This is a genomic window from Allokutzneria multivorans (assembly GCF_039537405.1).
Lineage (GTDB): Bacteria > Actinomycetota > Actinomycetes > Mycobacteriales > Pseudonocardiaceae > Allokutzneria > Allokutzneria multivorans.
This window is the reverse complement of sequence record NZ_BAABAL010000019.1, coordinates 932,644-959,392: the sequence shown is the minus strand read 5'-3', so window position 1 is coordinate 959,392 and position 26,749 is coordinate 932,644. Positions and strand designations below refer to the sequence as shown.

The window sequence follows — 26,749 nt, the reverse complement described above, 5'->3', positions numbered from 1 at the left end:
CCTATTCCAAGATCATCCGATCACGTGTCGGACCGTTCGCAACGTCCCAGGCCAGTACAACTAGCCGAGGCGAGTCTGGGAGCATCCTCGGTGTGGTCGCTCGCCCTGCCCCGGTTCGCTGGGGACTGATCCTGCTCGTCGTCGGCCTTGTCGGACTCGGCGCCGCCCTCGTGGTCTGGGGGCTTCCGCTGGTCACGGGGTCGTCCTCGGGCGACCTCGCGCCGACCAAGCGGGTCCCGGCCACCGTCGTCGCGCCGGTCGCCTGCGGCAGTGACGCGCGGGACGGGATCGAGATCCGCGTGGACGGGCTGCCGATGCGCGCCAAGCTCGACGCGTGCGGCAGCCGCGAGGGCGAGCAGCTCCAGGTCGAGGTGCCGCAGAAGCTGCCTGCCGTGACGGAGAACCTCGTCGTGCAGGTGGTCGGCACCGGCCAGGCGGGAAGCGGGCTCGGCCAGCGGCTGCGCGCGGTGCTGTGCACGGTCGCCGGGGTGGCGGGGGCGATCTACGCGCTGCTGCTCGCCGGGTACGGCAGGCGGCGCACCGTCACCGAGCAGCCCGCCTGATCACCAACTGATCTCCTCCTCGTCACGGTGGGAACCGGGGCGCACGACCTCGCGTCGGAGCGGGAAAATCAGGTCCGCCCGCCGTGGAGAGGAGCCCGATGCCGCACCGACCCGCGCGGGCCAGGACGCTCGTCGCCCTCACCGCGGAGGAGTTCGACCGCTGTTGGCGCGGGCTCAACCTGGGGCAGCTGCCCGAGTCCTTCGCGCACTTCACCGGCAGGACGACGGTCGGAGCCGCCCAGGTCGAGCCGAGGCTGCGCGAGCTGCTGACCGTGCTGGCCACCGGCCGTCAGGAGCTGCACGCCACCCTGCGCCAGGAGCCCGGCCGCCGGGTGATGGCCGCCGCGGTCGGCGACGACGGCGTCCTCGCGGTCTGCGACGGCCCCAAGATCACCCTCACCAGCATCTTCGGCAAGGCGCTGACCAGGACGATCGTCACCGCGGTCCCCTCGCTGCGGGGTGGCCCCGGGCGCTCGGTGAGCCTGCCGAGCGCGGTGTTCGACGCCGCGTGCGCCGACGGCGAGAACCTCGCGGCCGGCCTGGTCGACCGGCGGATCGCGCAGTCGGACGCGGCCATGATCGGCGAGATGCTCAGCGGAGTTGTCGGTGGCGGCCAGTTCACCTCGGCCGTGCGCGACGGCGCCAACCGCAGGAAGCGCGGCGGCCACGCGGTCGCGTTCGTGGACACCGACCACGGCCGCTACCTGATCGAGCAGCGCGCCACCTACAACGGCCCCGCCTGGACCACCATCGCCCCCGGGGGCATCGCCCGCCTCACCAACCAGGTCGGCCGCCTGCTCACCGACACCGCGCGCTAGCCAGGGGTTCCGCAGTCTTCAAGACCCACAAACCCCCGCCTCGGCGGTCTCCAACGACGGCAAACCCTCACCGAAACCCGGCGGTGCCGCGGACGGGACGGGCCTAGCTGACCTCGGCGGGCGAGGCCGTCCACGTGTTGCACGAGGACGTGCGGTTGTCCTTGTGCCCGCGCTTGGCCCACGCCGCCTGGTTGCTGGCCTTGCCGTGGGTGCTGCCCTGCACCGAGGTGTCATCCATCCTGCGGAAGTCCGCGACCCCGCTGTCCGCGAGCGACTTGGTCACCGAACCACGACCCGAGGTGGCCGCGAAGAACATCCCGGCGAAGCAGGTCGCCTGCATCTCGATGCGGCGCGAGGTCTCGCGGCCGGTCGGGGTGGACTCGCCCGCGTCGATCTGCTGCCGGTTGGCCGCCGAGAGCATGCCGCTGACGGCCTGCACGTGGTGGCCGTACTCGTGCGCCAGCGTGGCGAGGTGCCCCGACGCGGCGGAGCGGCCGGAGCCGTAGTTGCGCTGCAACCGGGTGATCGGCATGTAGATGGTGAAGTTGGCGCCGCAGTACATCGCGATCGCCTCGTCCTCGTTCGGCGGCTCACCGCAGGGGTTGCGCGGCAGGTCCGGCGAGGTGTCCAGCTTCGCCTGCTGCGTCGGCAGGTTGGCCGCCTGCAACACCGGCGTCCACGCCGCCTCCAGGCACTTCAGCCCGGCCGCGTAGTACTCGTGCAGCTGGTCCTCGGTGCGCCCGAACGCGGGCAGCTGGCAGTCGGTCGGCCCGAGCCCGAGGCCCTCGGCCAGCAGCGGGTGGTCGGCGAGGCGGTACTTCGGCCGGGCAACCGGCTTCTCGTCGGGACCCGACGAGCTCGTCGGCGGGAGCGCGGCCAGTCCGGGGTCGCCGACGTCCGGCGTCGAGCCCCACGTGCGAGCCAGTCCGGCGAAGCCGAGGGTGCCCGCGAGCAGTCCGACCACCACGAGGGTGATCACCAGGGGCGAGTTGCCGCGCCCCCGGTAGTGCGCCGTCGGGTCCTCAAGGGGCGGCTCGACTGGCTCTGTCATCGTCGGGGCCTCCACACGCCGGATCGGATCGGCCGAAGACGCACGTCCCGGGGTCGGGGCACGCCCTCGAAAGCATAGGCTGAGGCGCTGTCGCCGTGCGGGCATAGGCTTGCGGCCATGGCCCAACCCCAGCTTCACCGGTTCACCCTGCCCAACGGGTTGCGGGTGCTCCTGGCTCCGGACCCGTCAGCGCCCGTCGTCGGTGTCAGCGTGCACTACGACGTGGGGTTCCGATCAGAACCGGAGGGGCGCACCGGGTTCGCCCACCTCTTCGAGCACCTGATGTTCCAGGGCAGCGAGAGCCTGGAGAAGCTCGCGCACTTCCGGCACGTCCAGGGCTCCGGCGGCACCTTCAACGGTTCGACGCACCAGGACTACACCGACTACTACCAGGTCACGCCGTCCGCGGCGCTGGAGCGGATGCTCTTCCTGGAAGCCGACCGGATGCGCGCCCCGAAGATCACCGAGGAGAACCTGCGCAACCAGGTCGACGTGGTCAAGGAGGAGATCCGGCTCAACGTGCTGAACCGGCCGTACGGCGGGTTCCCGTGGATCACCCTGCCGCCGGTGCTGTACTCCACCTTCGCCAACGCGCACAACGGTTACGGCGACTTCGCCGAGCTGGAGCAGGCGACCCTTGACGACTGCGCCGCGTTCTTCGACACCTACTACGCGCCGGGCAACGCCGTGCTGACGGTGACCGGCGAGTTCGAGGTCAAGCCGACGATCGACCTGGTGCACAAGCACTTCGGCGACGTCACGGCCCGCCCCGTGCCGCCGCGCCCGTCCTTCTCCGAGCCGCTGCCGACCACCGAGCTGCGCGGCGAGCAGGTCGACCAGCACGCGACGCTGCCCGGCCTGACCGTGGGCTACCGGCTGCCCGACCCGAGCACCGACATGAACGGCTACCTGGCCTACATGGTGCTGTCCTCGCTGCTCAGCGACGGTGATTCCGCGCGTCTGGTGCAGCGGTTGGTGCACACCGACGAGCTGGTGATCGAGATCAGCGCGCGCTGCGGCCTGCTCGGCAGCTCGCTGGACGCGCGCGACCCGGACACCTTCGCGATCGTGGCCATCCACCCCGGCCAGGTCGAGCAGGCGCGCGTGCTCGGCGCGATCGACGAGGAGCTGGAGCGGCTGGCCGCGCACGGCCCCGAGGCCGACGAGCTGGCCAGGATCACCGCGCGCTGGGCGGCCACGCTGCACGGGGCGCACGACCGGTTGACCTCGCGGACGCTGAACTACGGCTCGGCCGAGCTGCTGTTCGGCCGAGCGGAGCTGATCGGCGAGCTGCCGAGCCTGCTCGCGGCCGTGACCCCGGACGACGTGGCCAAGGCCGCCAAGGGCCTGCGGCCCGACTCGCGCGCCGTGCTGACCCTGACCCCCGCTGGAGGCGACAAGTGACGCGTACCGCTGCCGAGATCGGCCGCACCGAAGCCGGTCCGCGCCCACTGCCGGACCTCCTCACGCAGAGCGCCGCCGTCGAGCCCGAGCTCGTGGACACCGTGCTGGACAACGGTTTGCGCGTGATCGCCGCGCGCCGCGCCACGGTGCCGATGGTGGAGTTCCGGCTCACCATCCCGTTCGCGGGGGAGCGGCCCGAGCACGCCGCGCAGGCCGAGCTGCTGTCCGCGACGCTGCTCGCGGGCACCGCCAACCGCACGATGGTCGAGCTGGACAGCGACCTGGCGCGGGTCGGTGCCGCGCTGGGCGTCGGCGTCGACCCCGAGCACCTCACGCTGTCCTGGAACGGCCTCGTCGACGGCCTGGACCTCCAGCTGGACGTGCTCGCCGACCTGCTGACCGCGGCGGCCTACCCCGAGCAGGAGGTCTACCGCGAGCGCGAGCGACTGGTCAGCTCGATCTCGCTGATGCGCTCGCAGCCCGGCACCATCGCCAGGGAAGCGTTGCAGCGCCACCGTTACGGCGACCACCCGTTCACCAGGGAGGTGCCGACGGAGGAGGCCGCGGCGGCCGTCACCGTCGAGGACGTCCGCGAGCTGCACCGCACCGCCGTGCTCCCGCGCGGGTCCGTGCTCGTGATCGTCGGTGACGTCGAGCCGCGCCGGGCCATCGACCGGATCGCGGAGAAGCTCCTCGGGTGGAAGTCCGACGCCAACGCGGTGGAGATGCCGCAGTTGCCGGACATCGCCGGCGGAGACCTGCGCCTCGTCGACCGTCCGGGCGCCGTGCAGTCGCAGCTGCGCCTGAGCACGCAGGCGGTTCCGCGCACCGATCCGCGCTACCCCGCGCTGCAGATGGCCAACGTCGCCTTCGGCGGCTTCTTCTCCTCGCGCGTGGTCGAGAACCTCCGCGAGGACAAGGGCTACACGTACTCGGTGCACTCGATGTTCGAGTTCACGCCGGGCAAGGCGACGCTCATCCTGAGCGGCGACACCGCGAGCGAGGTCACCGCGCCCGCCGTCCTCGAAGCGCGCTACGAGCTCGGCCGGATGTGCCTGGTGCCGCCGACGGAGTCCGAGGTCGACACCGTGCGCCGCTACCTCGTCGGCTCGCTGTCCATCGGCGTCTCCTCGCAGGCCGGGCTGGCCAGCAACCTCGCCGGGCTGGCTTCGGTCGGCCTCGGCGCGGAGTGGCTGTGGGCGCACCCCGACCGCCTGCGCGAGGTCACCGCCGAGCAGATCGCCGAGGCCGCCGCGGAGTTCTTCCGGCCGACCGCGTGGACCGGCGTGGTCGTCGGCGACGCCTCGAAGCTGGAGGCTCCGCTGCGCGGGCTCGGAGGTGTCGTCCTCTCGTGACGGACTTCGTGCTCGACGGCCTCCCCGCGCTTTCACGGTCCACTGTGGACAGAGCGGACGCCGCGCGGGGCGACGTCGAGCTGCTGGCCAAGGGGTGGAAGGAGGCCGGGCTCGTCGTGATCGACGAGCGCGGCCGCGCCCGGCTCGTGGACGACGCGCTGCACCTCGGCCGCACCAGCGACCTCGGTGAGGCGCCCGTGGACGGCGCGGTGTTCCTCGGCGTGCAGGACGAGGTTGCGTACTGGGCCGTTCGCGGTTCCGGCCCGGAGGATCCCGGCTCAGGGGACTGGCAGGACCTGCGGATGTGCGGGGCCCTGCTCAGCGACACCGACGCCGGGCTCATGACGGCCGCCGTCGGCCTGCTCGCGTGGCACGACCACAGCAACTTCTGCGCGCGCTGCGGCTCTCCGACGAAGGCCGTGCGCGCCGGGTGGGCTCGCCGGTGCACCGGTTGTGGGCACGAGGAGTACCCGCGCACCGACCCCGCCGTGATCTGCCTCGTGCACGACGGTGACGCGCACGTCCTGCTCGCGCGCCAACCGGTCTGGCCCGCCGAGCGGTACTCGGTGCTCGCGGGCTTCGTCGAGGTCGGCGAGTCGTTGGAGGCGTGCGTGGAGCGCGAGGTCGGCGAGGAGGTCGGCGTCGCCGTCCGCTCCGTCCGCTACCTCGGCAGCCAGCCGTGGCCGTTCCCGCGCTCGCTGATGGTCGGCTTCTCCGCGCTCGCCGACCGGGACGCCCCGCTCGTGCTCGCGGAGGACGAGATCGAGCACGCCAAGTGGGTGCACCGCGACGAGGTCCGCGCGGCCTTCGCGGCGGGCGGCGCCATCCCCGGCCTCGGCCTGCCCGGCGCCAGCTCCATCGCCCACCGCATGCTCGCAGCATGGGCGAACGTCCAGCTCTGAACATGTTCCTGTGAAACAAAATCCACCCACGCCGAGCCGCGCGTCTCCCCGGCGCGCGGCCTCTGCGAGTATGGGGCGGTGGGCGACTCGGAGCACGGGAACAGGCTGAGCGAAGGACTCGATCCCGAGCAGCGGGAAGCGGTGCACGCGCCGCGCGGCCCGGTCTGCGTGCTCGCGGGCGCGGGCACCGGCAAGACGCGGACGATCACTCGCCGGATCGCGCACCTGGTCAACAACGGTCACGTCGCGGCGGGCCAGGTCCTCGCGGTCACCTTCACCGCGCGCGCGGCGGGCGAGATGCGCACGCGCCTGCGCGCGCTCGGCGTCCAGGGCGCGCAGGCGCGGACCTTCCACGCCGCCGCGCTTCGCCAGCTGCGCTACTTCTGGCCCAGGGTCGTCGGCGACGCGCCGTGGGAGCTGCTCGACGGCAAGCTCCGCCTCGTCGGCCAGGCGGCGCAGCGTGCGGGCGCCCCGACCGACCGCGAGTCCCTGCGCGACTTCGCCAGCGAGATCGAGTGGGCCAAGGCGTCGCTGATCACTCCCGACGACTACGGCACGGCCACCGCCAAGATCGGCCGCGAGATCCCGGGCCCCGCCGAGCAGGTCTCCGCCGTGTACTCCGGCTACGAGGCGCTGAAGACCCGCGCGCGGTCGATGGACTTCGACGACCTGCTTCTGCACACCGCCGCCGTGCTGGAGGAGCACCACGACGTCGCTGGGGAGTTCCGCGAGCGCTACCGCTGCTTCGTGGTCGACGAGTACCAGGACGTCACCCCGCTCCAGCAGCGCGTGCTCGACGCCTGGCTCGGCAACCGCGACGACCTCACCGTGGTCGGCGACGCGAACCAGACGATCTACTCCTTCGCGGGAGCCTCGCCGCGCCCGCTGCTGGACTTCTCCAAGCGCTTCCCCGAGGCCGTCGTGGTCCGGCTCGAACGCGACTACCGCTCCACGCCGCAGGTCGTGGCGCTGGCCAACAAGGTCATCGGCGCCGCGCGCGGGCGTCCGGCGGGCTCACGCCTGCAACTGATCGGCCAGCGGCCCGACGGCCCGCAACCGCACTTCGCCGAGTTCGACGACGAGAACGCCGAGGCGCGCGCGGTCGTACGGCGCATCCGCAAGCTGCTCGATGCGGGTGTCTCCGCCAGCGAGGTCGCGGTGCTCTACCGCGTCAACGCGCAGTCGGAGGTCTACGAGCAGGCCCTGACCGAGGCCGAGATCCCGTACCAGGTGCGCGGCGGCGAGCGGTTCTTCCACCGCCCAGAGGTCCGCCAGGCCATGCACGTGCTGCGTTCCAACGGTGAGCTGGAGATCGGCGCGAACACGCTGCCGGACGTGGTGCGCAAGCTGCTCTCCACCATCGGCCTCACCGACGAGCCGCCGACCGGTGGCGCGATGCGGGAGAAGTGGGAGTCCCTGCTCGCGCTCGTCGAACTGGCCGAGGAGTTCGCCGCCGCCGTCGAGGACGCCGACCTGCCCCGCTTCGTCGGCGAGCTGGTGCTGCGCGCTGAGGCCCAGCACCCGCCGACCGTGGAGGGCGTGACCCTCGCCTCGCTGCACGCGGCGAAGGGCCTGGAGTGGGACGCGGTGTTCCTCGTCGGGCTCACCGAGGGCACCCTGCCGATCCAGCACGTGCTCTCCGACGCTTCGGGAGGCTCCGAAGGGATCGAGGAGGAGCGCAGGCTCTTCTACGTCGGCGTCACGCGCGCCCGCGAGCACCTGTGGCTGTCGTGGGCGCTGACGCGCTCGGCCGGTGGGGGCGGCAGGCCGAGGCGCCGCAGCCGCTTCCTCTACGGGCTCGTCCCCGACGACCACCCGGCCGCCCTGCCAGCCAAGGGCACGGTCGCCGGCGCGTCCTCGCTGCGCAGGGACGCCGCGAAGCCGGAGTGCCGCACCTGCGCGGGTCCGCTCATCGGCAGCGTCGCGGTCAAGCTCGGCAGGTGCGCGAGCTGTCCGTCCGATGTGGACGAACAGCTGCTCGGCAGGCTCAAGACGTGGCGCGCCGACCGCGCGAAGCAGCTCAAGGTCCCGGCCTACGTGGTGTTCACGGACGCGACCCTGATGGCCATCGCCGAGCAGCGCCCGACCACCGTCGCCGCCCTTGTGGGCATCTCGGGTATTGGCGCGTCGAAGTTGGACAAGTATGGTTCTGACGTGCTCGATCTCGTGCACGCTGGGGGCTCGGACGGTGGCTCTTCGTCACTCATCCGGGCGAGTGAGGACCAACTCGAATAATTCGGTTGCACGCCCTGGCACGCGAGACATAGCCTGCAAAGGACGGGAGCCCCGGCTCCCGACATCCACACGTGAAAACGCCCGAGTTCGCTCGGGCCCAGATGACCTCGGAAAGGAGGTGGCCGCAGTGAAGATCACCAAGAACCTCTCGCTCGCGGGCTACCCCTCCTTCGCCGGGGTCATTGGCATGTCCGCGCCCATCGGCGGCGGCATGAAGTCCAGGGGTGGCGCGTGGACCATCACCGCCCCAGTCGCGCTGAAGCCGTTGGGCACCGGTCTGCCCGTTGCCGCTCCGTCCCTCGCTCTGCACGTGACCCGTGAAGACCAGCCCGTTGATGTTCGGCAGAACGTCCGTGCTTGCTCGTCCGTACCAGTGGACCGAAGTCCCTGACACCGTCAGGACACAGGCTCACGAAGGCCGCGGACCGCAAGTCGGTTCGCGGCCTTCGTCATTTCCGCACAAAGAAACACCCCGAGAAACACCCATGAGAAACACAGGAACAACCGAGGAGAACACTGTGTTGACCGCGACCGTTCCGCCTTGCGGAACGATCCCCGAGGTCGGGTCCGTTCCCGACTACGGAACCGCCGACGTCTTCGACGCGGCGAGCAACCTGCCCTGCCGAGTGGGCGACGCGGACCTCTGGTTCGCCGACACCCCGAACGACCTCGACCGCGCCAAGACGCTCTGCGTCGACTGCCCCGTCCGGGCCGAGTGCCTCGCCGGAGCGCTCGCGCGGCGCGAGCCCTGGGGCGTCTGGGGTGGGGAGATCTTCGAGCGCGGCGCGGTGATCGCGCGCAAGCGGCCCCGTGGCCGTCCGCGCAAGGAGACCACCGTCGGCGCCGCCGGCGTCACCGTGAAGCAGGAGGCAGCCGCATGAACGACCACATCTACTTCGACGCGATGACCAACAACGATCTTCACCAAAGGGTGGCTTCGAACATGTTTCTTCATGAGCATCTAACCCGTCAACGAATGCGGGAGGCGGAGCACTCCGCCGCGCACGAGCGACAAGCCCGCCGCATGTCCGCCGCGCAGCGGTGGCAGTGGCTGGCCTCGGTGGCCAACCGCAGGGCGGACCGCCACCGGTCCTCGCTCTGATCCCGCGTTGGGGCGGGAACCCTTCCGCCCCAACAAGATCCACTTCACTGCGATGAACACCAGATGACGGGCGTCGTCCTCCCAGGACGGCGCCCGTCGCCGTTGCGCCCCCGCCCACCACGCTCTCGCTCACCACGCTCTCGCCGACCACACGCTTGCCGACCACGCGGAAACATCGCCGATCCGCGCCCCGCACGCCATCGGTTCGCCGGTCTTCAAGTACCCCCAACCCCTGCCCCAGCTGTCTCCAACGACGGCAAACCCTCGGGCCGCGACAGAGGGTGTGCGGCGGTTGACGATGATCGAAAGAGGGGTTCGCTGGTCTTGAAGACACTCCAACCCCGGCGGCTCCGGCACCGGAGTCCTCGGCTCGACCACTTGCGGGGCAACGGGTTGGCCGAGCCGGGCAAGCCGCTCGCGCGCGTCGGTACGGTCAGCCCATGGGCTCCCACGCGCACGCGCACGACAACATCGACTGGCCGAGCCGGCTCACCGAGCTGCGCAGGGCGGACCTGCTGACCGCGACGGCGCGCGCCGAAGTCGCCGCGCGCCTCGTCGACGACAGCGTTCGCACGGTGATCGACATGGGCTCCGGCTCCGGTGGTTGGGCGAGCTCCTTCGCTGGGGCGTTGCGCGCGGCCGGAAAGCCCGGCGCCACCGTGGTGCTGGTCGACGCCGTACCGGAGCTGCTCGCCGCCGCCGAGGAGAGCGTCCGCGCGGTGGCGGGCTCCGACGTCGAGGTGGTCGCCGTGCACGGCGATGCCGCCGACCCCGAGCTGGCCCGGCGGCTGCCCGCCGCTGACCTCATCTGGGCCTCGCACGTCGTGCACCACCTGCCCGACGAACGGCAGGGCGTACGCAACCTCGCCGCCGCCCTCGCTCCCGGCGGTCGGCTGGCGCTGGCGGAGGGCGGCCTGCCCGCGCGCTTCCTCGCCAACGACCTCGGGGCGGGCGAACCGGGGCTGCAACAGCGGTTGGACGTCGCGAACACCCAGTGGTTCAAGGCGATGCGCGCCGACATGACCGGTTCGGTCCCGCTGACCGAGGGCTGGAGCAGCGTGCTCCGCGGCGTCGGCCTCGTCGACGTGACCGCGTTCAGCTACCTCTTCGACCGCCCGGCCCCGCTGAGCGAGGCCGACCGAACGACCGTGATCGATCGTGTCCGCTGGTTGCGGAGCACCACCCAGGGCTGGTGCTCCGCCGAGGACACCGCGCTGCTCGACCGCATGCTCGATCCCGGCGACCAGCTCAGCCTCGCCGACCGCGAGGACCTGTTCTGGTTGCAGGCCAACACGGTCCACCTCGGCCGCAGGCCGCTCGCGTAGCCTCCAGCCATGAGCGAGCCCGTCGCCTGCCACCGCTGCGGCACCGTCCGCGACCTCGACGGCGATCCGACCGCGGCGCTGGCCTGGGTCAGCGACCGCGACAGCGGCCGTACCCGCTGGCTGTGCCCCGACTGCGCGCGGACGCACGTGCGCGACATCGAGAGCAAGCTGCCCAGCGAGTGGTGGGCCTGACCCGTCCCGGTGCTGGAACCTCAGTTCTCGTCGGCGAACCCGGGCTGCCAGCGCGTGACGATCTCGCGCGCGGGCACCTCGGCGTCCAGCTGGCACAGGATGCCGATGGAGCCCATCGTCACCCGGTGGATCAGCAGGTAGCTCGGCGGCAGGTTCAGGAACCGCCCGGTGCGGAAGTCCGCGCCGCGCAGGTTGCTGATCCGCTCCGCCTGGCGCTGCAACCAGCTCCTGGTGAAGCGGAACCGCTCCGCACCCATCGGCTCGACGAACGGCGCCAGGTAGCTGAGCACGTCCTGGGCGTCCAGGTCGGTGTCCCTGCCGAGGAAGCGCTCGGTGCGCAGCAGCTCCATCAGGTCCTCGGACCTGCCCTGCAACGCCAGCCTGGTCAGCACGCCGAGCGTGTGCGGCAGCCCCTCCGGCAACCGCGCGACCGCGCCGAAGTCGATCACGCACAGCCTGCCGTCCGGCAGCACCATGAAGTTGCCGGGGTGCGGGTCGGCGTGCAGCAGACCGGTGCGCTCGGGTGCCGAGAAGTGGAACAGCGACAGCAGGTAGCCCGCGGCGTCGCGCTCCTCCCGCGTGCCGTCCTTGATCGTCGCTGACAGCGGTGTGCCCTCGACCCACTCCGAGACCATGACCTTGGGCGCGCTGGCCACCACCCTGGGCACCACGATGTGCTCATCGTCGACGAAGCCCTTGGCGAAGGCCCGCTGGTTGTCGGCCTCGATGCGGTAGTCCAGCTCCTCCACCATCCGCTCGCGCAGCTCCGCGAGCAGCGGCTTCACCTCCAGGCCGGGGATCAGCGCCCGGAACAACCGGGAGAACCGCTCCAGCTGCCGGAGGTCGGCGAGCAGAGCCTCGTCCGCGCCGGGGTACTGCACCTTCACCGCGACCTCGCGGCCGTCGTGCCACGTCGCCCGGTGCACCTGGCCGATGCTCGCCGCGGCGGCGGGCACGTCGTCGAAGGAGGAGAACCGCTGCTCCCAGGACCGGCCGAGCTGCTCGGCGAGCACCCGGTGCACCGTCTTCGCGGGCAGCGCGGGCGCGGCCGACTGGAGCTTGGTGAGCGCCTCGCGGTAGGGCGCCGCCATCTCCTCAGGAACGGCGGCCTCGAACACGCTCAGGGCCTGGCCGAACTTCATGGCCCCGCCCTTGAGCTGGCCGAGGACGGCGAACACCTGCTCGGCCGTCTTGGCCGAGAACTCGGCGCTGACCTCGTCGGAGCTGCGCCCGACCAGTCGCTTGCCCCACCCCGCGGCGACCCGCCCCGCGGCACCGAGCGGCAGGCTGGCGAGCTTCGCGGTGCGGTGCACGGCGCGGCGCGGGATCTCTGTCACTGGTCGATTCTCTCCCGAGAGGTCCGCCCGACGCAGCCGTTTCCCGGGGCTCGGCGGGCACGCGTCCAGGTGGCCCGAGCGGTGGTGGGTTGCTTGCCTACATGTAAGCAGACCTCCCTTCGGCCCCGCCACAGGCGCAGCCGCGGTGCGGCGGCAGGTGGCGCAGGAAGGTCTTGCCCCGCACGGGGTCGAGCTCGATCGCCGCGTTCCACGTCGGCGGCAGCCCGTTCGCCCCGCCGGGGTGGGACAGCATCAGCAGCAGCTGGCCGGTCGCCACGGCGGCCGCCGCGTGGGCGCAGACCAGCTCCTCGGCGGAGGGCAGGGCCCCGAGCTGGCTGGACACCAGGCCCCATCCCGGATCTCGATCGCTGCGCCACAGGTCGACGCAGGTCAGGCAGCTCGTTCGGCCCGGGACGACGAACGGCCCCACGAGCGCGCTGGTCTCGTGCAGCTCGACGGCCAGGTGCGGGATGCCGTTGGACATCAGCTCCGCCCTCAGCTCCTGGTCGCGCACGACCGAGCCGGTCAGCACCACGAAGTCAGGGGTCGAGCGGGCACGGGTGGCGATGCGGCGCACGTTGCCGAGCCCGGCCGAGCGCAGCAGTGCCGCCATCGCGTCGGCGGTCCTGCCCGAGCCGTGCACGTGAACCGTGGTCCTGTCCCGCTCGGCCAGGATGTCGCCGCAGGCGCGTCCGAGCCGGAGGGCCCAGGCACCCGCGTCGGTCATCAGGCCTGGTGGGGGCTCCCGCTGCCGGGCCGCGGGGAGGTCGGTGGCGTCCTGGTCCAGCACGCCCGCGTGGTCGAGGGCGATCAGCAGCCCGGCGAGTTCGGACTGGGTCCCGACCTCGTCGTCGTCCCGGAGGCCGAGCAGGTGCCGGAGGGTGTGCCTGCCGTCGAGTTCGCGCAGCGCGCGGGCCATGTCCGGCGAGAGCTCGTCGACCACCACGGCGCGGCGCGGATCGACGCCGATCTGCACCGTGCTGTCGCCGCGCCAGAGGACGGGCAGACCCGGGAGCAGGCGGGGCCGCCGGGGCAGGGGCCGTCTCGGCGGGAGGTTCTTCTTCCGGGCGATCGCCGGGAAGGAAGGGACCGGGGTTGTGGGGGAGGGGGTGGACGCCATGTATCCGACGGTGGCACCGGTTGTCCAGCCCGGCAAACGGTTGTCCACAGGGAAGGGGAGTTGTCCACAGGCTGCGGGTGACTCTTGACGGGCCGGTCGGCGCGTCGGACTGATTACGGAGAGTGGCCTCCGGGTCGCGTCGACCCCAAGGCCACCCCCGAGGAAACCCCGCGCTACGACGCCTTGCCGAGGATCCGGGTCATCTTCGTACCGCACGTCGGACAGAGGCCCTTCGCCATCCTCCGACCGTTCTTTTCCTCGACTTCTCCCTGGAAGTCCCGCTTTTCGCGGCACTTGACGCAGTAGCCGTTGTACGACTCCGCCACGGCTTCCCTCCCTTGCTCGGACTGCCCCCGCGGTGAGACGGGAGCACCGTGAGCACGTCTCACCGTCCGTGCTCGCGACTCGGCGTCACGCTACCTGTGCATCTATGTAGATGCGCGCATGACACGTCCAACGTGTGATTGCGCCGACGAGGTGTGGACAAACAGGAGCACGCTGTCGGTGCCTCGTCGTAGCGTTCTCCTCGTGACACAGGCGGAAGTTGAAGTCCGTCGAAGCACGCGACGACGGCGCACGGTCACCGCGTACCGAGACGGGGACAAGGTCATCGTGCTCATCCCGGCGAGGATGAGCAGGTCCGAGGAAGAGCACTGGGTGGCCGAGATGCTGGCCAGGCTCCAGCGCAGCGAGACGAAACGGCGCTCGCCCGCGCGGGAGTCCGATGAGGCGCTGCTCCTGCGCTGCGCCAACCTCTCCGCCCGCTACCTGGGCGGGAAGGCGCACCCGGCGAGCGTCCGCTGGGTGCCACCGATGCGCACCCGCTGGGCGTCCTGCACGCCGAGCGACCGCACCATCAGGATCAGCGAGCGGCTGCGCGACGTGCCGCCGTGGGTCCTCGACTACGTGCTGGTGCACGAGCTGACGCACCTGCTCGTGCCCGGCCACGGGCCGAGGTTCTGGGAGCTGGTGCACAACTACCCGCGCACCGAGCGCGCGGTCGGTTACCTGGAGGGGCTGTCGGCCGCGGCGGGCTGGGGGATCGAGGTGGAGGACTAGCCGAACCGGCCCGGTGCGATCGGGGCGAGAGGCTCAGGGCACGACCAGCCGGTCGATCCGGCGGGCCGAGAGGTACCACGCGTCGGTGCTGCGGCTCTGCCGGACGATCGCCGGTCGAACGCCCTGGTCCACCAGCTTCGCCCAGGCCACCAGGAAGGAGAGATCGGGTACGGCGCCCTCGGGCAGCACCAGCGCGACCGGGCGCGGCAGCACCTGCGGAGGGTGGCGGTCGAACTCGGCGGCCAGGCGGGCGATGACGGAACCGATCGGCTTGCGGGCACCGCGCGGGTCGATGAGGCCGAGGTCGTACTCCAGCGGGTTGAAACCGGCCAGCCCCGGGTTCAGGTCGTGCGAGCACCACCAGGTGATGCCGAACAGCTCGCCGCAGCCGGCCATGTTGCGGATGGAGCGCTCGGTCCACTCCGGGATCACCGCGGCGTCCATCCACTTCGTGGACACCCCGGTCTCCTCGATCCACACCGGGCGGCGCAGGTCGGTGTGGAAGGCCTTGAGCAGTTCGACGAAGTACTCCGAGTAGTGCAGGGAGGGGGTGGAGAGCGGGCCGTAGCGCTGGATGACGTTGGTCCAGCCCGCCCACGTGTGGCACGCGGTCGCCGTGCCGCTGGTGGCGAGGCCCTCGCGGGTGAAGTAGGCGTTGTTGAGCCACGGGTAGTGGTCGATCCCGGAGACGTGCAGCCTGCCCGGCGCCACGCGTTCGCAGGTGGCGAACAGGGCGGAGTGCCAGGCGTCGCCCTGCTGCGGGGTGATGGCCATGCCCAGCGGCTGGGCGAACCAGTTCACCTCGTTGGACAGGTCGAAGCCGAGGAAGCGGCGGTGCGTGCCGATCCGCGCGGCGATCGCCTCCAGCAGCGCGTGCTGCGCGGCGAGCGCGGTCGGGTCGGTGAACATGTTGCGGGCCTTGCCGGTGCTGTTGTCCAGCAACCACGGCGGCACGAAGAGGAACCCGCTCAGCGCGCCGTTGAACACGGTGACCTCGACGTCCAGCCGGACCGCGTCGGCGAGGTCGAGCAGCTCGGCGAGCCGGTCGAGCATCTCGCCGCGCACGTGCCCGGTGTTGGGCTGGAAGTCCGGCCAGAGACACATGATCCGGATGTGGTCCATGCCCAGCCCGGCGATGGCGGCGAGGTCGCGGACCAGTGACCGGCGGTCCCAGTCCGACCAGCTGAACCACCAGTTCCGGCTGGGCACGTAGTTGACGCCGAGCCGGACGCGGCGCTTCGGCGCGCTCGCCGCCGCCGTCCCGGTGAAGGACGCTCCCGCGACGGGCGCGGCCGCCATCCCGCGCAGCACCGTTCGTCTGTCCACAGTGGACTCCCTGAGGCTGACATCGTTGTCGCGGCGGCGAAACCAGCCTCGCCCGCTTCGAGCACCTCGGTCAACCGCCGATCGGAGCGGGCCGCATCCCCCGTACCGGGACAGCCCTGCCCTGAAACCAGTGAACCCAATGCGGCATTGGTGACCTCTGGCGCAACCAATGCCACATTGGGTTCACGAGTGGGGCTGGGTCAGGAGCCGGGGGAGCCCTCCTCGGGGGCCTCGCCCTCGGTGCGCTTGAGCTCGGCGATCGGGTCGAGCGAGGACTCGCCCCAGCGCTCGGCGAACTCCAACGGGTCGTCGAGGTCGGCGGAGGTGGGGATGAAGTCGGGGTGGTCCCAGACCGAGTCGCGGCCGGTGATCCCGTGCTTGTCCGTCATCAGCCGCCACAGCCCGGCCGCCGCGCGCAACCGCCTCGGCCGCAGCTCCAGGCCGACGAGGGTGGCGAAGGTCTGCTCGGCGGGGCCGCCGCTGGCACGCCTGCGGCGCAACGTCTCCCGCAGCGCGTCGGCACCGGGCAACCGGTCGCCGACGGCCTCGGCGACCACGACGTCCACCCAGCCCTCGACGAGCGCGAGCAGGGTCTCCAGGCGGACGAGCGCGGCCTGCTGCTCCGGGGTGTTCTGCGGCTGGAGCATGCCGGAGGACATCATCTCCTCCAGCGCCTGCGGGTGGGACGGGTCGAACTGCCCGGCGAGGCCCTCCAGCGCGGAGGTGTCGACCTTGATGCCCTTGGCGTACTCCTCGACCGTGCTCATCAGGCGCTGGCGCAGCCACGGCACGTGCGCGAACAGGCGGTGGTGCGCGGCCTCGCGGGCGGCGAGGAACACCATCACCTCGTGGGCTGGCCTGCCGAGGCCCTCGGTGAACTTCTCCACGTTCGCGGGCAGCAGCGCCGCCACGCCCTCGCTGCCCAGCGGCAGGCCGACCTCGGTGGAGGTCAGCACCTCGGAGCCGAGCTGCGCGAGGCTGCCGCCCAGCTGCGAGCCGAACGCGAATCCGCCCATCTGGCCGATCATCGCCAGCAGCGGTCCCGCCGCCTGCTTGGCCTCCTCCGGCATCGCGTCCACCCACGCACCGGACATCTGCCTGGCGACCGGGTCGCACAGCCGCTGCCAGCTCGGCAGCGTGCCCTCGACCCAGTCGCTCGCCGACCACGCCACCGCCTTGCGCGCGCCCGCGGGCAGCGACGTCGCGGGGTCCAGCCACAGCTCGGCGAGGCGCACCGCGTCGGCCACCGCGCTCGCCTGCTGCGCGGTCGGCTTCGTGGTGCCGCCGGAGGTGCCCAGCTGCTGCACGGCCAGCTGCTTGGCGAGGTCGTAGTTGACGGGGCCGCTCGACGTGCTCGCCTGGCTCAGCACCTGACCGAGCTGGCTGAGCATCTGGCCGAGCTGGTTCATGTCGAAACCACCGGCGCCGCCGGCACCGGCGAAGGGGTTCTGACCGCCGGGCGGAACGCCCTGGCCGAAGCCGAACCCGAACCCCTGGTTGTGATCCTGGGGCCCCTGGTTGTCCTTTCCCTTGCGCTCCGGGTCCTTGTCCGGATCGGAGCTGCTGAACCCGAAGGGCAGATCGCTCATGCATTCCACGGTACGCGGCACGCGGGTCCCGCACCCGGGCGCGGGGTGGCCGGACCCGTACCCTGTGCGCTTGTGACCCGCCGCACCTGGACCCTGTTGCTGAGCATCGTGCTCGTGCTCGCGCTCGGCCTGGTCGGAGGCTTCGTGAGGGTGCCGTACGTGGCGCTCGGCCCCGGCCCGACCTACGACACCCTCAGCAAGGTCGGCGGGGTTCCCGTCGTCGAGCTGGCCGGTCACGAGTCCTCGGACTTCGGCGGCCACCTGACGATGACCACGGTCGGCGTGACCGACGGCGTGACCGTCTTCGGCGCGCTCGGGCTGTGGGCCGGGGGCAGGTTCGCGCTGGTCCCGCGCGAGGAGGTGTTCCCGCCGGAGAAGACCAAGCAGCAGGTCGACGCCGAGAACACCAGGGCCTTCCAGCTCTCCCAGACCAACGCCGAGGTGGCCGCGCTGCGGTACCTGAAGTACCCGGACAAGGTGGTCGTCACCTCGGTCACCGCGGACGGTCCGTCCACCAAGGTGATCCAGCCGGGGGACCGCATCGTCGCGATCAACGGCCAGCCCGTGAGCACAGCCGACGAGGTGCGCGCCGCGCTCGTGCGGACCAAGCCCGGGGACCAGGTCGCCGTTCGCTACCAGCGCAACGACGTGCCCGAGACGACCGCGCAGGTGACCCTCGGCGAGCGCCCGGAGAAGGGGCCGGACCGCCCGGCCTACGGCTTCCTCGGCGTCACCCCCGCCGACCGCCCCGCGCCGGACTTCCAGATCAAGATCAGCCTCAAGGAGGTCGGCGGGCCGTCGGCCGGGCTGATGTTCGCGCTGGCCATCGTGGACAAGCTGACGCCGGGCAAGCTCAACGGCGGGCTGTCGGTCGCGGGCACCGGTGAGATCGACATCGAGGGCAAGGTCGGTGCCATCGGCGGCATCCCGTTCAAGATGCGGGCCGCCCGCGAGCAGGGTGCCACGGTGTTCCTCACCCCGGCGGAGAACTGCGTCGAGGCCCGGCAGCGCGTTCCCGAGGGACTGCGCCTGATCAAGGTCGAGAACCTCGCGGGCGCGGTGGACGCGCTCCAGGCCGTGCAGGAGGGCAAGCCGACCCCCGGTTGCTGAACCGGGGGCCCGCGCCCGTCAGCCGTGCTGGAAGGTCGAGCGCAGCGCCTCGACCAGGTTCGGTGCCAGGTCGGGGTGCTCGACCAGCTCGTCGGCCGACTCCTCGGAGCCGTCGCCCTTCACCCGCAGCAGGCAGATCCCCGTCTCCTGTCCGCGCAGCACACCCGCGACCAGCCTGGCCTCACGGCGCAGCGGGTGCTCGGCGATGAACTTCTCCGCGGCGGCCGGGTCGGCCTCCTCGTCCGGCAGGTCGGCCTCGGCCTCCGGCGGGAGCATGAGGATCTCCTGCGTCAGCACGCAGCCCGCGACCGCGTCCGGCCAGACGATCCTGGCCAGCGTCGTGCCGAGGTCGTCGTCGGGCAGCGAGTCCTGGGCGATCGGGGTCAGCATCGCCTCAGGGTCGATGCGTTCGGCCAGCCCGGGCTCGCGCTCGACCAGTTCGGCGGTCGGCACCAGGGCGAACAGTTGCGGTGGCTGGTCCCAGCCCGCGGAGGAGACGAAGTCCTCGACCTCGCGCACCGCCGCGGGCAGCGCGACGGAGAAGGTTCCGGATTCGGATGGAGATCCCATGTGACCATGGTTTCATCCCCCCACGTGAAGGCCGTCACGGGAACCCGGAAGCGGCCTCGTAGAGTTGGACATATCGGGACGCGTGTCGGCGTCGTCGAACCTTCGCGCTCGCGTGCTCCCGTCGCCTGAGGAAACCTCTCCTAGGAGCGTGCCACGTGGCCATGCGGCCCCCGGTCGGAATACCGAAGCTGTCCAAGCGCAGCCGGATCATGCTCATCATCGGCGCGGTGCTGCTGGCAGTGATCGTGGCCGCCTCCCGCCTGCTCGGCACGTACGTGAACTGGCTGTGGTTCGGCGAGGTGGGCTTCAGCACGGTGTTCAACACCGTGCTGTTCACCCAGATCGGCCTGTTCGTCGTCATGGGCCTGATCGTCGCGGGCCTGCTGATGCTGAACCTGGCCATCGCCTACCGCGCCCGCCCGGTCTTCGTCCCGGTCAGCGGGCCGGACGACCCGGTGTCCAAGTACCGCTCGGCGATCATCCAGCGGCTGCGGCTCGTCGGGTTCGCCATCCCCGTCGTCGCGTTCATCGCCGCGGGTGTCGCGGCCTCGTCGGACTGGCAGATCGTCCAGACGTTCTTCAACGGTGAGCGCTTCGGCGTCACCGACCCGGAGTTCGGCATCGACATCGGCTTCTACGCCTTCGGCCTGCCGTTCTACACCTGGCTGATCTCGTGGGGCTTCGTGATCGTGGCGGCGTCCTTCGTCGGCGCGCTGGTCACGCACTACATCTTCGGCGGCATCCGGCTCGCCGGTCGCGGCGGCCAGCTCTCCGCGCCCGCGCGGATCCAGCTCGCCGTGCTCGCCGGTCTGTTCGTGCTGCTGTACGCGGCCTCGTACTTCTTCGACCGCTACGAGCTGCTGTTCTCCAACAGGAACAGCAACTTCTTCGGCGCCACCTACACCGACCTGCACGCGGTGCTCCCGGCGAAGCTCATCCTCTCCATCATCGCGATCTTCTGCGCCTTCGCGTTCTTCGCGGCCGCGTTCCTGCGCGACCTGAAGATCCCGGCCATCGCCACCGTGCTGCTGGTGCTCTCCAGCCTGCTCGTCGGCGCGGCCTGGCCCGCGCTGCTGGAGCAGTTCTCGGTGCGCCCCAACGCGATCCAGAAGGAATCGCAGTCCATCGAGCGCGCCATCGGGGCCACCCGCGACGCGTACGGGCTGACCCCGGACAAGGTGACCTTCACCGACTACCCGGGCCGCTCCGAGTCCACCCCGCAGGAGATCCGCACCAACTCCAACAACCAGGGCACGATCTCCAACGTGCGGCTGCTCGACCCGAACGTGCTCGCCCGCACCTTCACCCAGCAGCAGCAGCGCAAGAACTTCTACGGCTTCGGCGACAAGCTCGACGTCGACCGCTACATGGTCAACGGCCAGCTGCGCGACTACATCGTCGCCGCCCGTGAGATCGACCCGAAGAACCTCGCCGAGAACCAGCAGAACTGGATCAACCGGCACCTGGTGTACACGCACGGCAACGGCTTCGTCGCCGCGCCCGCCAACACCGTGAACTCCGCGCTGCAGGACACCAGCGGCCAGGGCGGCTACCCCGTCTACACGGTCAGCGACACCAGCGGCCAGGGTGACATCAAGGTCGACCAGCCCCGGATCTACTACGGCGAGCTCGCCACCGACTACGCCATCGTGGGCGGTCAGGACAACGGCAAGGACCGCGAGTACGACAGCGACACGGCCGCCTACCGCTACACCGGCGCCGGCGGTGTCTCGCTCGGGAACCTGTTCAACCGCCTGGTGTTCTCCGCCGCTTACGGCGAGCGCAACATCCTGTTCTCCGGTTCCATCGGCAACGAGTCGAAGATCCTCTACAACCGGGACCCCAAGACCCGGGTGAAGATGACCGCGCCGTGGCTGACGCTGGACAGCGACCCGTACCCCGCCGTCATCGACGGCAAGGTCAAGTGGATCGTCGACGGCTACACCACGCTGGAGAACTACCCGTACGCGCACCGGACGCAGCTGAGCCAGGCGACGCAGACCTCCCAGGGGGTCCGCCAGCCCGCGCAGCAGTTCAGCTACATCCGCAACTCCGTCAAGGCCACCGTCGACGCCTACGACGGCTCCGTGACGCTGTTCGCGATCGACGAGAAGGACCCGGTCCTCAAGACGTGGTCCAAGGTCTTCCCCGGCACCGTGAAGCCCTCCAGCGAGATCCCGATGTCGCTGCGCGAGCACTTCCGCTACCCGGAGGACCTGTTCAAGGTCCAGCGCGAACTGCTCGCCAAGTACCACGTGAACCGGCCGGACGTCTTCTACTCGCAGAACGAGTTCTGGGACGTCCCGGACGACCCCACCGACGAGCAGCAGCCCAACGTCCAGCAGCCGCAGCCCCAGCAGCCGGGCGCCCCGACCCCGCAGAGCACGCAGGGCGGCAAGCTGCCCCCGTACTACGTGATCGCCCAGGCTCCCGGTCAGACCAAGCCGACCTTCCAGATCACCAGCGCGCTCACGGGTCTGCGCAGGGAGTTCCTCTCCGCGTGGGTCTCGGCCTCCTCCGACCCCGCCGACTACGGGAAGATGACGGTCCTGCAGTTGCCCACCACGACCCAGACCATGGGTCCGGGGCAGATGCAGAACCAGTTCTTCTCCGCCTCCAAGGTCACCGAGGCCAGGACGCTGTTCCAGAACCCCAACGCCAACGCGGTCAACGGCAACCTGCTGACGCTGCCGGTCGCGGGCGGACTGCTCTACGTCGAACCGATCTACATCCAGCGCAAGGACCCCAACGCCTTCCCGCAGCTCGCCAGGGTCCTGGTCGGCTTCGGCGGGCGCGTCGGGTTCTCCGAGACCCTCGCGGGCGCACTGGAAGAGGTCTTCGGCAGGGGCGCCGGTGAAGGCACCACCCCGCCCAACCCCGGCGGTGGCGCAACCCCGCCGGAGAACCCCGGCGGCGGTGGCACCCCGCCGCCCAACCCGGGCGGACAGCAGATCACCGCCGAGCAGGCCAAGGCGATCCAGGACATCGGAGCCGCCATCAACCGCCTCCGCACGGCAACGCAGTCCGGCGACTTCGCCGCGATCGGCCAGGCCCAGAAGGACCTGGAAGACGCGACCAAGCGCTTCAACCAGAAGTAGTGGCTCGGCCGGTGGCGTCACCCGATTTGCCTTCGGAGGACGCCACCGGCTAGGGTTAGGACAACAACGCGGGGTGGAGCAGTTCGGTAGCTCGCTGGGCTCATAATCCAGAGGTCGCAGGTTCAAATCCTGTCCCCGCTACCAATTGGGCAATCCCCGTCCGCAGAATGCGCGGACGGGGATTGTTCGCATTTGCGCCACGGGGGGCCGAGCCCCCCGGACCCCCACGGTGCGAGCTCCTCGCCTTTTCTGCGTGGATGTGTTTCGGGTCACCAGCGGGCGCGTCCGCTGCGCGCACGCCGGGGCCTCGGCCTGCGGCCATTGGTCCCGTAGGGCCAGCGTTGGGTGTGCGTATCGGGGTTTGGGGCATTGGGGCGGGCGAGCCTGATGAGTGCCTATGACGTGCAAAAGTGAGCTGGCTGGGAAGTGAGACAAAGTCGGCTTTACCTGGGGTGCGCGTGCCATACGCTTGCTGGCGTGGGCCGGGGATTCATCACCGTGCCCGTCCGGCCCACTTCGGCACGCGCAAGGGGCCCCAGGTCAAGTCGACACTGACGCAACCAAAAGGGCGCTGGCCAGCCGATTTGCATAATCGGGGCGGGGTGGGTTAAGGTTTACTCATCGACGCGGGGTGGAGCAGTTCGGTAGCTCGCTGGGCTCATAATCCAGAGGTCGCAGGTTCAAATCCTGTCCCCGCTACCATGTGAAAGATCCCCCCGGCCAGCTGGCCGGGGGGATCTTTGCGTGTGGGGTTATTTGAGGTCGCGGACCCAGGCGTGGGCGCAGGCCGGAGAGCAGACGCGGCCGTCACCGGAGATCGCGGTCGACCGCTTCAGCGACTTCCCGCACACCATGCACTTGTCCATCGACTCGGGCTTCTTCGTGAGCTGGGTCGGGACGAGAGACTTCGCCCGCTGCTTGACACCCTCCTTGACCTTGCTCGTGACCTGCTCTCGCTTCTCGACCAACTTCGTCCGGAACCAACTACGGTGCACGGTCGACCTCCCTGCTTCCCTGGCCGATCGGTGGGGCGCGCACGCCTGCAGGCGAGCCCCAGTGCGGCCGATCTTCGGGCCTCGGCCGCCGCACTCGATAGCCCAGAAGGGGCAAGACCACCGGGATGGAGCGCGAAAACCCACGTAACGGTCAGTGCCGATCGCACAGAGTAAACAGCTGCCCGCCTGACTCAGGCGCGCTAGGTTGCGGAGCGTGACTCCCGAGACAGTGGTGGGGCTGCTGGCCGGCCCCGAGCGGCTCCGCGTCGTCGCCGCCCTCGTGCTGGGCGCGACCTCGATCACCGAACTGAGCGAGGCGACCGGACTGGACCCCAAGACCGTCGGCAAGGCCCTCAGGAAGCTGGAGGACGGCGGCCTCGTCGAACCGGGGTACCGCCTGCGCAGCGAAGCACTGACGGAACTGGCGAAGGCGTCAGCCCCCGCGGAGCGCGTCGACGACCACGGCTACGGCGACTCCGACCCGACGACGGAAGCGCTGCTGCGCACCTTCGTCAAGGACGGGCGGCTCATCGGGATGCCGGCCCAGCGCGGACGCCGACGCCTGCTGCTGGAACACCTGGTGCAGTCCTTCGAACCCGGCGTGCGCTACCCGGAGAAGGAGGTCAACGTCATCGTCCGCGCGTGGTGCGAGGGCGGGGCGGCCGACCACGTCTCCGTGCGCCGCTACCTCATCGACGAAGGCCTGCTGACCCGGGGCGAAGGGCAGTACTGGCGCTCCGGCGGCTGGCTCGACGTGCTGCCGCAGAACTAGCCGGGGCTAGGACGGGTCGGAACCGCGCACGGCCGCCCACCACAGCGCGATCGCGGCGGTGATGAGGGTGGCACCGAGCCACACGGGGAAACCGCCCGCGTCCAAGTAAGCCCAGAACAGGCCGACCAACGGCGCGGGCATGATCAGCGCGGCGTCGGCGCGGAACTGGCGCAGCGCGCTGCTGGACGCGGCTGTGCGCTCCTCGATGTCCTCACCGGGGCGCACGGGGTTGTCAGTGCGGCGGCCCTGCGGCTCAGTGCGAACCGTGGCGCCCGAGGAGTACAGAACCGTGCCCGCGTAGTCCACCGCGAGCAGGCGGTCGGTGCGCGGATCGCCGTGCACGGACACCTCGACCGGCGACGGCATGCCGACGAGCACGGGGTCGTAGTACACGGGAATCCAGCGCTGCGGCCCGGATTCCGTCTCCAACCAGGATCGCGCGATCAGTCCTTTTTGGACACGAACGCGGCGGACGACGACCTTGCGGGCCGGGCGGTTGGTGAGGCGGAGGCGCCTCACCACAAGAGCGAGGAACACCGCCACCGAGGCGAGCGCGATGACCGCGCTGAAGGACATACCGCTCGCCGCGCGGTCGAGCTCGGCGAGCAGGACGGCCCCGGGGATCGCGGCGTGCTGCGGGTTGCTCGGCTCGTAGGCGACCTCGGAGCGGGTGCCCGCGGGCGGGGGAGTCACGGCCAGCTCGACGGACGCGGTCACCTGGGCGCCGTTGGGCAGCGGCCAGCGCACATCGACCACGTAGTCGCGCACTGCGGTGATCTCGCCGACGGCGCGGGCGCTGAGGCTGCCCATCCGCGACTGCGCCGAGTTGTAGGACAGCAACGACATCGTGCCGATGGTGCCGCACACCAGCAGCACCAGCACCGTGGTCACCAGACCGTGCCGGAAAGCGCGGACGCGCAACGGTGACAGATTCGTCTTCAACCGCGGAATTCCTGACTGTGAAGCGGAAAGGGCCCGCGAGACGAACTCGCGGGCCCTTCCGGAAACTACCGGCCTACTTGACGAAGCCGATCTTCTCGTACTCGTAGTCGGCGAAGCCGAACGCGCCGTAGTTGGCGATGTTCGACTTGATGCCGATGGCGTTGGGGCGCTGGTAGAGCAGCAGCGAGTGGCCGGTCTTCCAGATCTCCTCGTCCGCCTTGTTGGCCAGCTCGGCGCGCTTGACGTCGTCCAGCTCGGCGTTGGCGTCGGTCATCAGCTTGTTGATGGTGTCGTTGCCGATGCGGCCGTAGTTCTGGTTGACCGCGACCGGGTCGAGCCGGTAGATCGACCCCTTGGAGCTGGTCGGGGTCGGCGTGCCGATCCAGGCGAAGTGCGTGATGTCGAAGTTGTTCTTGTACACGTACTCCTTGAAGAACAGCTCGGACGGCACGGTCTGGATGTCCACCTTGACGCCGATCGCGGCGAGCATCTGCTGGACCTGCTTGGCCTCGTTGGCGCTGGTCTCGACGGCGGTGGGGATCACGTCGCGGATGACGAGTTCCTTGCCGTCCTTCTTGCGGGTGGCGCCTTCCAGCTTCCAGCCCAGCTCGTCGAGCTCCTTCGCGGCCTGGTCCTTGTTGAAGGCCACCAGCTGCGCCTGGTCCTTGTAGTCCTTCAGACCCTCGACGTAGATGTGGTTGTTCAGCGGCTTGGCGTCCGGGATGATCGCGCCGACCTGGGACTTGGCGATCGTGGTCCGGTCGACGGCCTTCTGGATCGCCAGACGGACCTTCGAGTCCTCCAGGATCGAGCCCTTGGCGCCGTTGAAGGTGATGTGCCGGAAGTCGGGCGCGAGCGCCTTGCGGACGACCGCCCCCTGCACCGGAACGACCTGCTGGAAGGTGCTCACGCTCGGGCCGATGTCGATGAAGTCGATGTCGTTGGCCGCGAAGGCCTGCGCCTGCGAGTCGACGCTGATCTGGCGGTAGATGATCTTCGAAAGCTTCGGCTTCTCGCCCCACCACTTGTCGTTGGGCACGAGGGTGAGGATCTTGGCGCCGCGGTCGACCGAGTCGAACTTGAACGGACCGGCGCTGTCGAGCGGCTTCTCCTTCCAGCCGTCGTTGAACACCTTCGGGTCGGTGTTCGTCGACGCCGGGTAGAGCATCGCGAACAGGGTGCGCCAGTCACCGAACTTCTTCTTCATGGTGACCTTGACGTCCTGCTCGGTCGCGCCCTTCTCGACCTTCTCGATGTCCTCGTAACCGGTGGTGCTGGAGGTCACGAACGCCTTGTTCGCGCCGCTGCGCGCCTTGAACTGGGCGTCGAAGTCCTTCCAGGACAGCTGGGTGCCGTTCTGCCAGACCGCCTTCGGGTTCAGCTTGTACTCGATGATCTGCGGATCGGTCGAGGTCAGCTTCGCCGACTCCACGTAGTCCTTGTTCTCCGACAGCACGCCCTGGGCGTCCGCCTTGAACATGGACGGGATCAACGCCTCCATGATGCGCGCGCTGTCGGCCAGCGTGCCGTTGATGTGGCTGTAGTTGAACTGGGTGGAGAGCTCGCTGACCGGCCAGCGGAAGTCGCCGCCGTCCTTCAGTTCGCTCGCGGGCTTCACGTTGATGTCGTTGGCGTTGACCTTGCCCTGAAGGTTGTTCGCCGGGTTGTTGCCGCCGCCACCGCACGCCGTGAGCACGAGTGCCCCGGCCGTCAGGGCGGCAATCAACACCGCTGGTTGCCGTCGCCCTAGCATCACGCCAGTCCTCCACTGCTTACCTAGTCGCCCGCGTTGGTTATTCGGGGCGTTGATTCAGGTGGACACTACGTCGAACTTTTTCAACTCGCCCAGCACGGACGTATAACACCACATCCGCACTTATTCAG

At 70.3% G+C, this 26,749-nt stretch carries 25 protein-coding genes and 2 tRNA genes; 17 read left to right on the top strand and 10 right to left on the bottom strand.

All coding sequences use genetic code 11. The features are described from left to right. Nucleotides 1-92 precede the first annotated feature (92 nt). Both ABD798_RS32570 and ABD798_RS32565 read left to right on the top strand, forming a co-directional pair. On the top strand, nt 93-563 hold the full coding sequence (locus ABD798_RS32570; protein ID WP_344883582.1) for a hypothetical protein: 471 nt from the start codon (nt 93-95) through the stop codon (nt 561-563). Nucleotides 564-661: 98 nt separating this feature from the next. After that, nucleotides 662-1,381, top strand: coding sequence for an ESX secretion-associated protein EspG (locus ABD798_RS32565; protein ID WP_344883579.1), 720 nt, complete (start codon nt 662-664; stop codon nt 1,379-1,381). Nucleotides 1,382-1,484: 103 nt separating this feature from the next. On the opposite strand, the gene ABD798_RS32560 is transcribed toward ABD798_RS32565, so the two are convergent. After that, complete coding sequence (locus ABD798_RS32560) at nt 1,485-2,432, bottom strand: neutral zinc metallopeptidase (RefSeq protein WP_344883576.1); 948 nt, start codon at nt 2,430-2,432, stop codon at nt 1,485-1,487. A gap of 117 nt (nt 2,433-2,549) precedes the next feature. Here ABD798_RS32560 and ABD798_RS32555 point away from each other — a divergent pair, with 117 nt between their 5' ends. From ABD798_RS32555 to ABD798_RS32515, 9 genes are all read left to right on the top strand, one after another. Then, on the top strand, nt 2,550-3,836 hold the full coding sequence (locus tag ABD798_RS32555) for a M16 family metallopeptidase (RefSeq protein ID WP_344883573.1): 1,287 nt from the start codon (nt 2,550-2,552) through the stop codon (nt 3,834-3,836). Further along, nucleotides 3,833-5,191, top strand: a complete 1,359-nt coding sequence (locus ABD798_RS32550; RefSeq protein WP_344883570.1) for a M16 family metallopeptidase — start codon at nt 3,833-3,835, stop codon at nt 5,189-5,191. Before ABD798_RS32555 ends, ABD798_RS32550 begins: the two co-directional genes overlap by 4 nt. Further along, nucleotides 5,188-6,093 (top strand): NAD(+) diphosphatase, encoded by a 906-nt coding sequence (gene nudC / locus ABD798_RS32545; protein ID WP_344883566.1) that lies wholly within the window; start codon nt 5,188-5,190, stop codon nt 6,091-6,093. The genes ABD798_RS32550 and nudC overlap by 4 nt, the downstream gene beginning before the upstream one ends. 78 nt (nt 6,094-6,171) lie before the next feature. Continuing rightward, on the top strand, nt 6,172-8,328 hold the full coding sequence (locus tag ABD798_RS32540; RefSeq protein WP_344883563.1) for an ATP-dependent DNA helicase UvrD2: 2,157 nt from the start codon (nt 6,172-6,174) through the stop codon (nt 8,326-8,328). A 127-nt stretch (nt 8,329-8,455) separates the two neighbouring features. Continuing rightward, nucleotides 8,456-8,719 carry a hypothetical protein gene (locus ABD798_RS32535; protein WP_344883560.1) on the top strand — a complete coding sequence of 88 codons (264 nt, stop codon included), beginning with the start codon at nt 8,456-8,458 and terminating at the stop codon, nt 8,717-8,719. 160 nt (nt 8,720-8,879) lie between these two features. After that, on the top strand, nt 8,880-9,209 hold the full coding sequence (locus ABD798_RS32530; RefSeq protein ID WP_344883722.1) for a WhiB family transcriptional regulator: 330 nt from the start codon (nt 8,880-8,882) through the stop codon (nt 9,207-9,209). Between the two features lie 95 nt (nt 9,210-9,304). Further along, nucleotides 9,305-9,430 carry a hypothetical protein gene (locus ABD798_RS32525; protein ID WP_344883557.1) on the top strand — a complete coding sequence of 42 codons (126 nt, stop codon included), beginning with the start codon at nt 9,305-9,307 and terminating at the stop codon, nt 9,428-9,430. Between the two features lie 440 nt (nt 9,431-9,870). Then, nucleotides 9,871-10,755: a class I SAM-dependent methyltransferase gene (locus ABD798_RS32520; RefSeq protein WP_344883554.1), complete on the top strand. Its 885-nt coding sequence runs from the start codon at nt 9,871-9,873 to the stop codon at nt 10,753-10,755. Between the two features lie 9 nt (nt 10,756-10,764). Next, on the top strand, nt 10,765-10,947 hold the full coding sequence (locus tag ABD798_RS32515) for a hypothetical protein (protein WP_344883551.1): 183 nt from the start codon (nt 10,765-10,767) through the stop codon (nt 10,945-10,947). A 20-nt stretch (nt 10,948-10,967) separates the two neighbouring features. Here the strand turns inward: ABD798_RS32515 and ABD798_RS32510 are convergent, their stop codons facing one another. The 3 genes from ABD798_RS32510 to ABD798_RS32500 all read right to left on the bottom strand — a co-directional run bounded on the left by ABD798_RS32510 (nt 10,968) and on the right by ABD798_RS32500 (nt 13,730). Continuing rightward, nucleotides 10,968-12,284, bottom strand: coding sequence for an ABC1 kinase family protein (locus ABD798_RS32510; protein WP_344883548.1), 1,317 nt, complete (start codon nt 12,282-12,284; stop codon nt 10,968-10,970). A 97-nt stretch (nt 12,285-12,381) separates the two neighbouring features. Further along, on the bottom strand, nt 12,382-13,404 hold the full coding sequence (locus ABD798_RS32505; protein WP_344883545.1) for a hypothetical protein: 1,023 nt from the start codon (nt 13,402-13,404) through the stop codon (nt 12,382-12,384). A gap of 173 nt (nt 13,405-13,577) precedes the next feature. Beyond that, on the bottom strand, nt 13,578-13,730 hold the full coding sequence (locus tag ABD798_RS32500) for a DUF5679 domain-containing protein (RefSeq protein ID WP_246843059.1): 153 nt from the start codon (nt 13,728-13,730) through the stop codon (nt 13,578-13,580). Nucleotides 13,731-13,932: 202 nt separating this feature from the next. Here ABD798_RS32500 and ABD798_RS32495 point away from each other — a divergent pair, with 202 nt between their 5' ends. Continuing rightward, a complete protein-coding gene (locus ABD798_RS32495) occupies nt 13,933-14,463 on the top strand; it encodes a M48 metallopeptidase family protein (RefSeq protein ID WP_344883543.1) in 531 nt (176 codons plus the stop codon). 33 nt (nt 14,464-14,496) lie between these two features. On the opposite strand, the gene ABD798_RS32490 is transcribed toward ABD798_RS32495, so the two are convergent. Both ABD798_RS32490 and ABD798_RS32485 read right to left on the bottom strand, forming a co-directional pair. Further along, nucleotides 14,497-15,789 carry a glycoside hydrolase 5 family protein gene (locus ABD798_RS32490; protein WP_344883541.1) on the bottom strand — a complete coding sequence of 431 codons (1,293 nt, stop codon included), beginning with the start codon at nt 15,787-15,789 and terminating at the stop codon, nt 14,497-14,499. A gap of 200 nt (nt 15,790-15,989) precedes the next feature. Beyond that, nucleotides 15,990-17,378: a zinc-dependent metalloprotease gene (locus ABD798_RS32485; RefSeq protein WP_344883539.1), complete on the bottom strand. Its 1,389-nt coding sequence runs from the start codon at nt 17,376-17,378 to the stop codon at nt 15,990-15,992. Between the two features lie 72 nt (nt 17,379-17,450). Between ABD798_RS32485 and ABD798_RS32480 the strand changes: the two genes are divergently transcribed. Further along, nucleotides 17,451-18,488, top strand: coding sequence for a YlbL family protein (locus tag ABD798_RS32480; protein WP_344883537.1), 1,038 nt, complete (start codon nt 17,451-17,453; stop codon nt 18,486-18,488). 18 nt (nt 18,489-18,506) lie between these two features. Here ABD798_RS32480 and ABD798_RS32475 read toward each other — a convergent pair whose 3' ends face one another. Further along, the gene (locus tag ABD798_RS32475) at nt 18,507-19,058 is read right to left on the bottom strand and encodes a PPA1309 family protein (protein WP_344883535.1); all 552 of its coding nucleotides are present in this window, start codon (nt 19,056-19,058) and stop codon (nt 18,507-18,509) included. 161 nt (nt 19,059-19,219) lie between these two features. Between ABD798_RS32475 and ABD798_RS32470 the strand changes: the two genes are divergently transcribed. From ABD798_RS32470 to ABD798_RS32460, 3 genes are all read left to right on the top strand, one after another. After that, nucleotides 19,220-22,156 (top strand): UPF0182 family protein, encoded by a 2,937-nt coding sequence (locus ABD798_RS32470; RefSeq protein ID WP_344883720.1) that lies wholly within the window; start codon nt 19,220-19,222, stop codon nt 22,154-22,156. A 67-nt stretch (nt 22,157-22,223) separates the two neighbouring features. After that, nucleotides 22,224-22,300: transfer RNA gene (locus tag ABD798_RS32465), tRNA-Met, on the top strand. Nucleotides 22,301-22,781: 481 nt separating this feature from the next. Beyond that, nucleotides 22,782-22,858: transfer RNA gene (locus tag ABD798_RS32460), tRNA-Met, on the top strand. Between the two features lie 50 nt (nt 22,859-22,908). On the opposite strand, the gene ABD798_RS32455 is transcribed toward ABD798_RS32460, so the two are convergent. Further along, nucleotides 22,909-23,151, bottom strand: coding sequence for a hypothetical protein (locus tag ABD798_RS32455; RefSeq protein WP_344883533.1), 243 nt, complete (start codon nt 23,149-23,151; stop codon nt 22,909-22,911). Between the two features lie 214 nt (nt 23,152-23,365). On the opposite strand from ABD798_RS32455, the gene ABD798_RS32450 reads away from it, so the two are divergent. Further along, nucleotides 23,366-23,923, top strand: a complete 558-nt coding sequence (locus ABD798_RS32450; protein ID WP_344883531.1) for a DUF2087 domain-containing protein — start codon at nt 23,366-23,368, stop codon at nt 23,921-23,923. 6 nt (nt 23,924-23,929) lie between these two features. Here ABD798_RS32450 and ABD798_RS32445 read toward each other — a convergent pair whose 3' ends face one another. Next, nucleotides 23,930-24,865 (bottom strand): DUF3592 domain-containing protein, encoded by a 936-nt coding sequence (locus ABD798_RS32445; RefSeq protein ID WP_344883529.1) that lies wholly within the window; start codon nt 24,863-24,865, stop codon nt 23,930-23,932. Nucleotides 24,866-24,938: 73 nt separating this feature from the next. Next, nucleotides 24,939-26,594 carry an ABC transporter family substrate-binding protein gene (locus tag ABD798_RS32440; RefSeq protein ID WP_344883526.1) on the bottom strand — a complete coding sequence of 552 codons (1,656 nt, stop codon included), beginning with the start codon at nt 26,592-26,594 and terminating at the stop codon, nt 24,939-24,941. Nucleotides 26,595-26,749: the final 155 nt, after the last annotated feature.

What these genes read in the sequence shown, in the direction of transcription:
- ABD798_RS32565 (WP_344883579.1), top strand. Translation starts at nt 662, where the DNA reads ATGCCGCACCGACCCGCGCGGGCCAGGACGCTCGTCGCCCTCACCGCG.
- ABD798_RS32475 (WP_344883535.1), bottom strand. Translation starts at nt 19,058, where the DNA reads ATGGGATCTCCATCCGAATCCGGAACCTTCTCCGTCGCGCTGCCCGCG.
- ABD798_RS32525 (WP_344883557.1), top strand. Translation starts at nt 9,305, where the DNA reads ATGCGGGAGGCGGAGCACTCCGCCGCGCACGAGCGACAAGCCCGCCGC.
- ABD798_RS32485 (WP_344883539.1), bottom strand. Translation starts at nt 17,378, where the DNA reads ATGAGCGATCTGCCCTTCGGGTTCAGCAGCTCCGATCCGGACAAGGAC.
- ABD798_RS32470 (WP_344883720.1), top strand. Translation starts at nt 19,220, where the DNA reads ATGCGGCCCCCGGTCGGAATACCGAAGCTGTCCAAGCGCAGCCGGATC.
- ABD798_RS32515 (WP_344883551.1), top strand. Translation starts at nt 10,765, where the DNA reads ATGAGCGAGCCCGTCGCCTGCCACCGCTGCGGCACCGTCCGCGACCTC.
- ABD798_RS32555 (WP_344883573.1), top strand. Translation starts at nt 2,550, where the DNA reads ATGGCCCAACCCCAGCTTCACCGGTTCACCCTGCCCAACGGGTTGCGG.
- ABD798_RS32520 (WP_344883554.1), top strand. Translation starts at nt 9,871, where the DNA reads ATGGGCTCCCACGCGCACGCGCACGACAACATCGACTGGCCGAGCCGG.
- ABD798_RS32560 (WP_344883576.1), bottom strand. Translation starts at nt 2,432, where the DNA reads ATGACAGAGCCAGTCGAGCCGCCCCTTGAGGACCCGACGGCGCACTAC.
- ABD798_RS32505 (WP_344883545.1), bottom strand. Translation starts at nt 13,404, where the DNA reads ATGGCGTCCACCCCCTCCCCCACAACCCCGGTCCCTTCCTTCCCGGCG.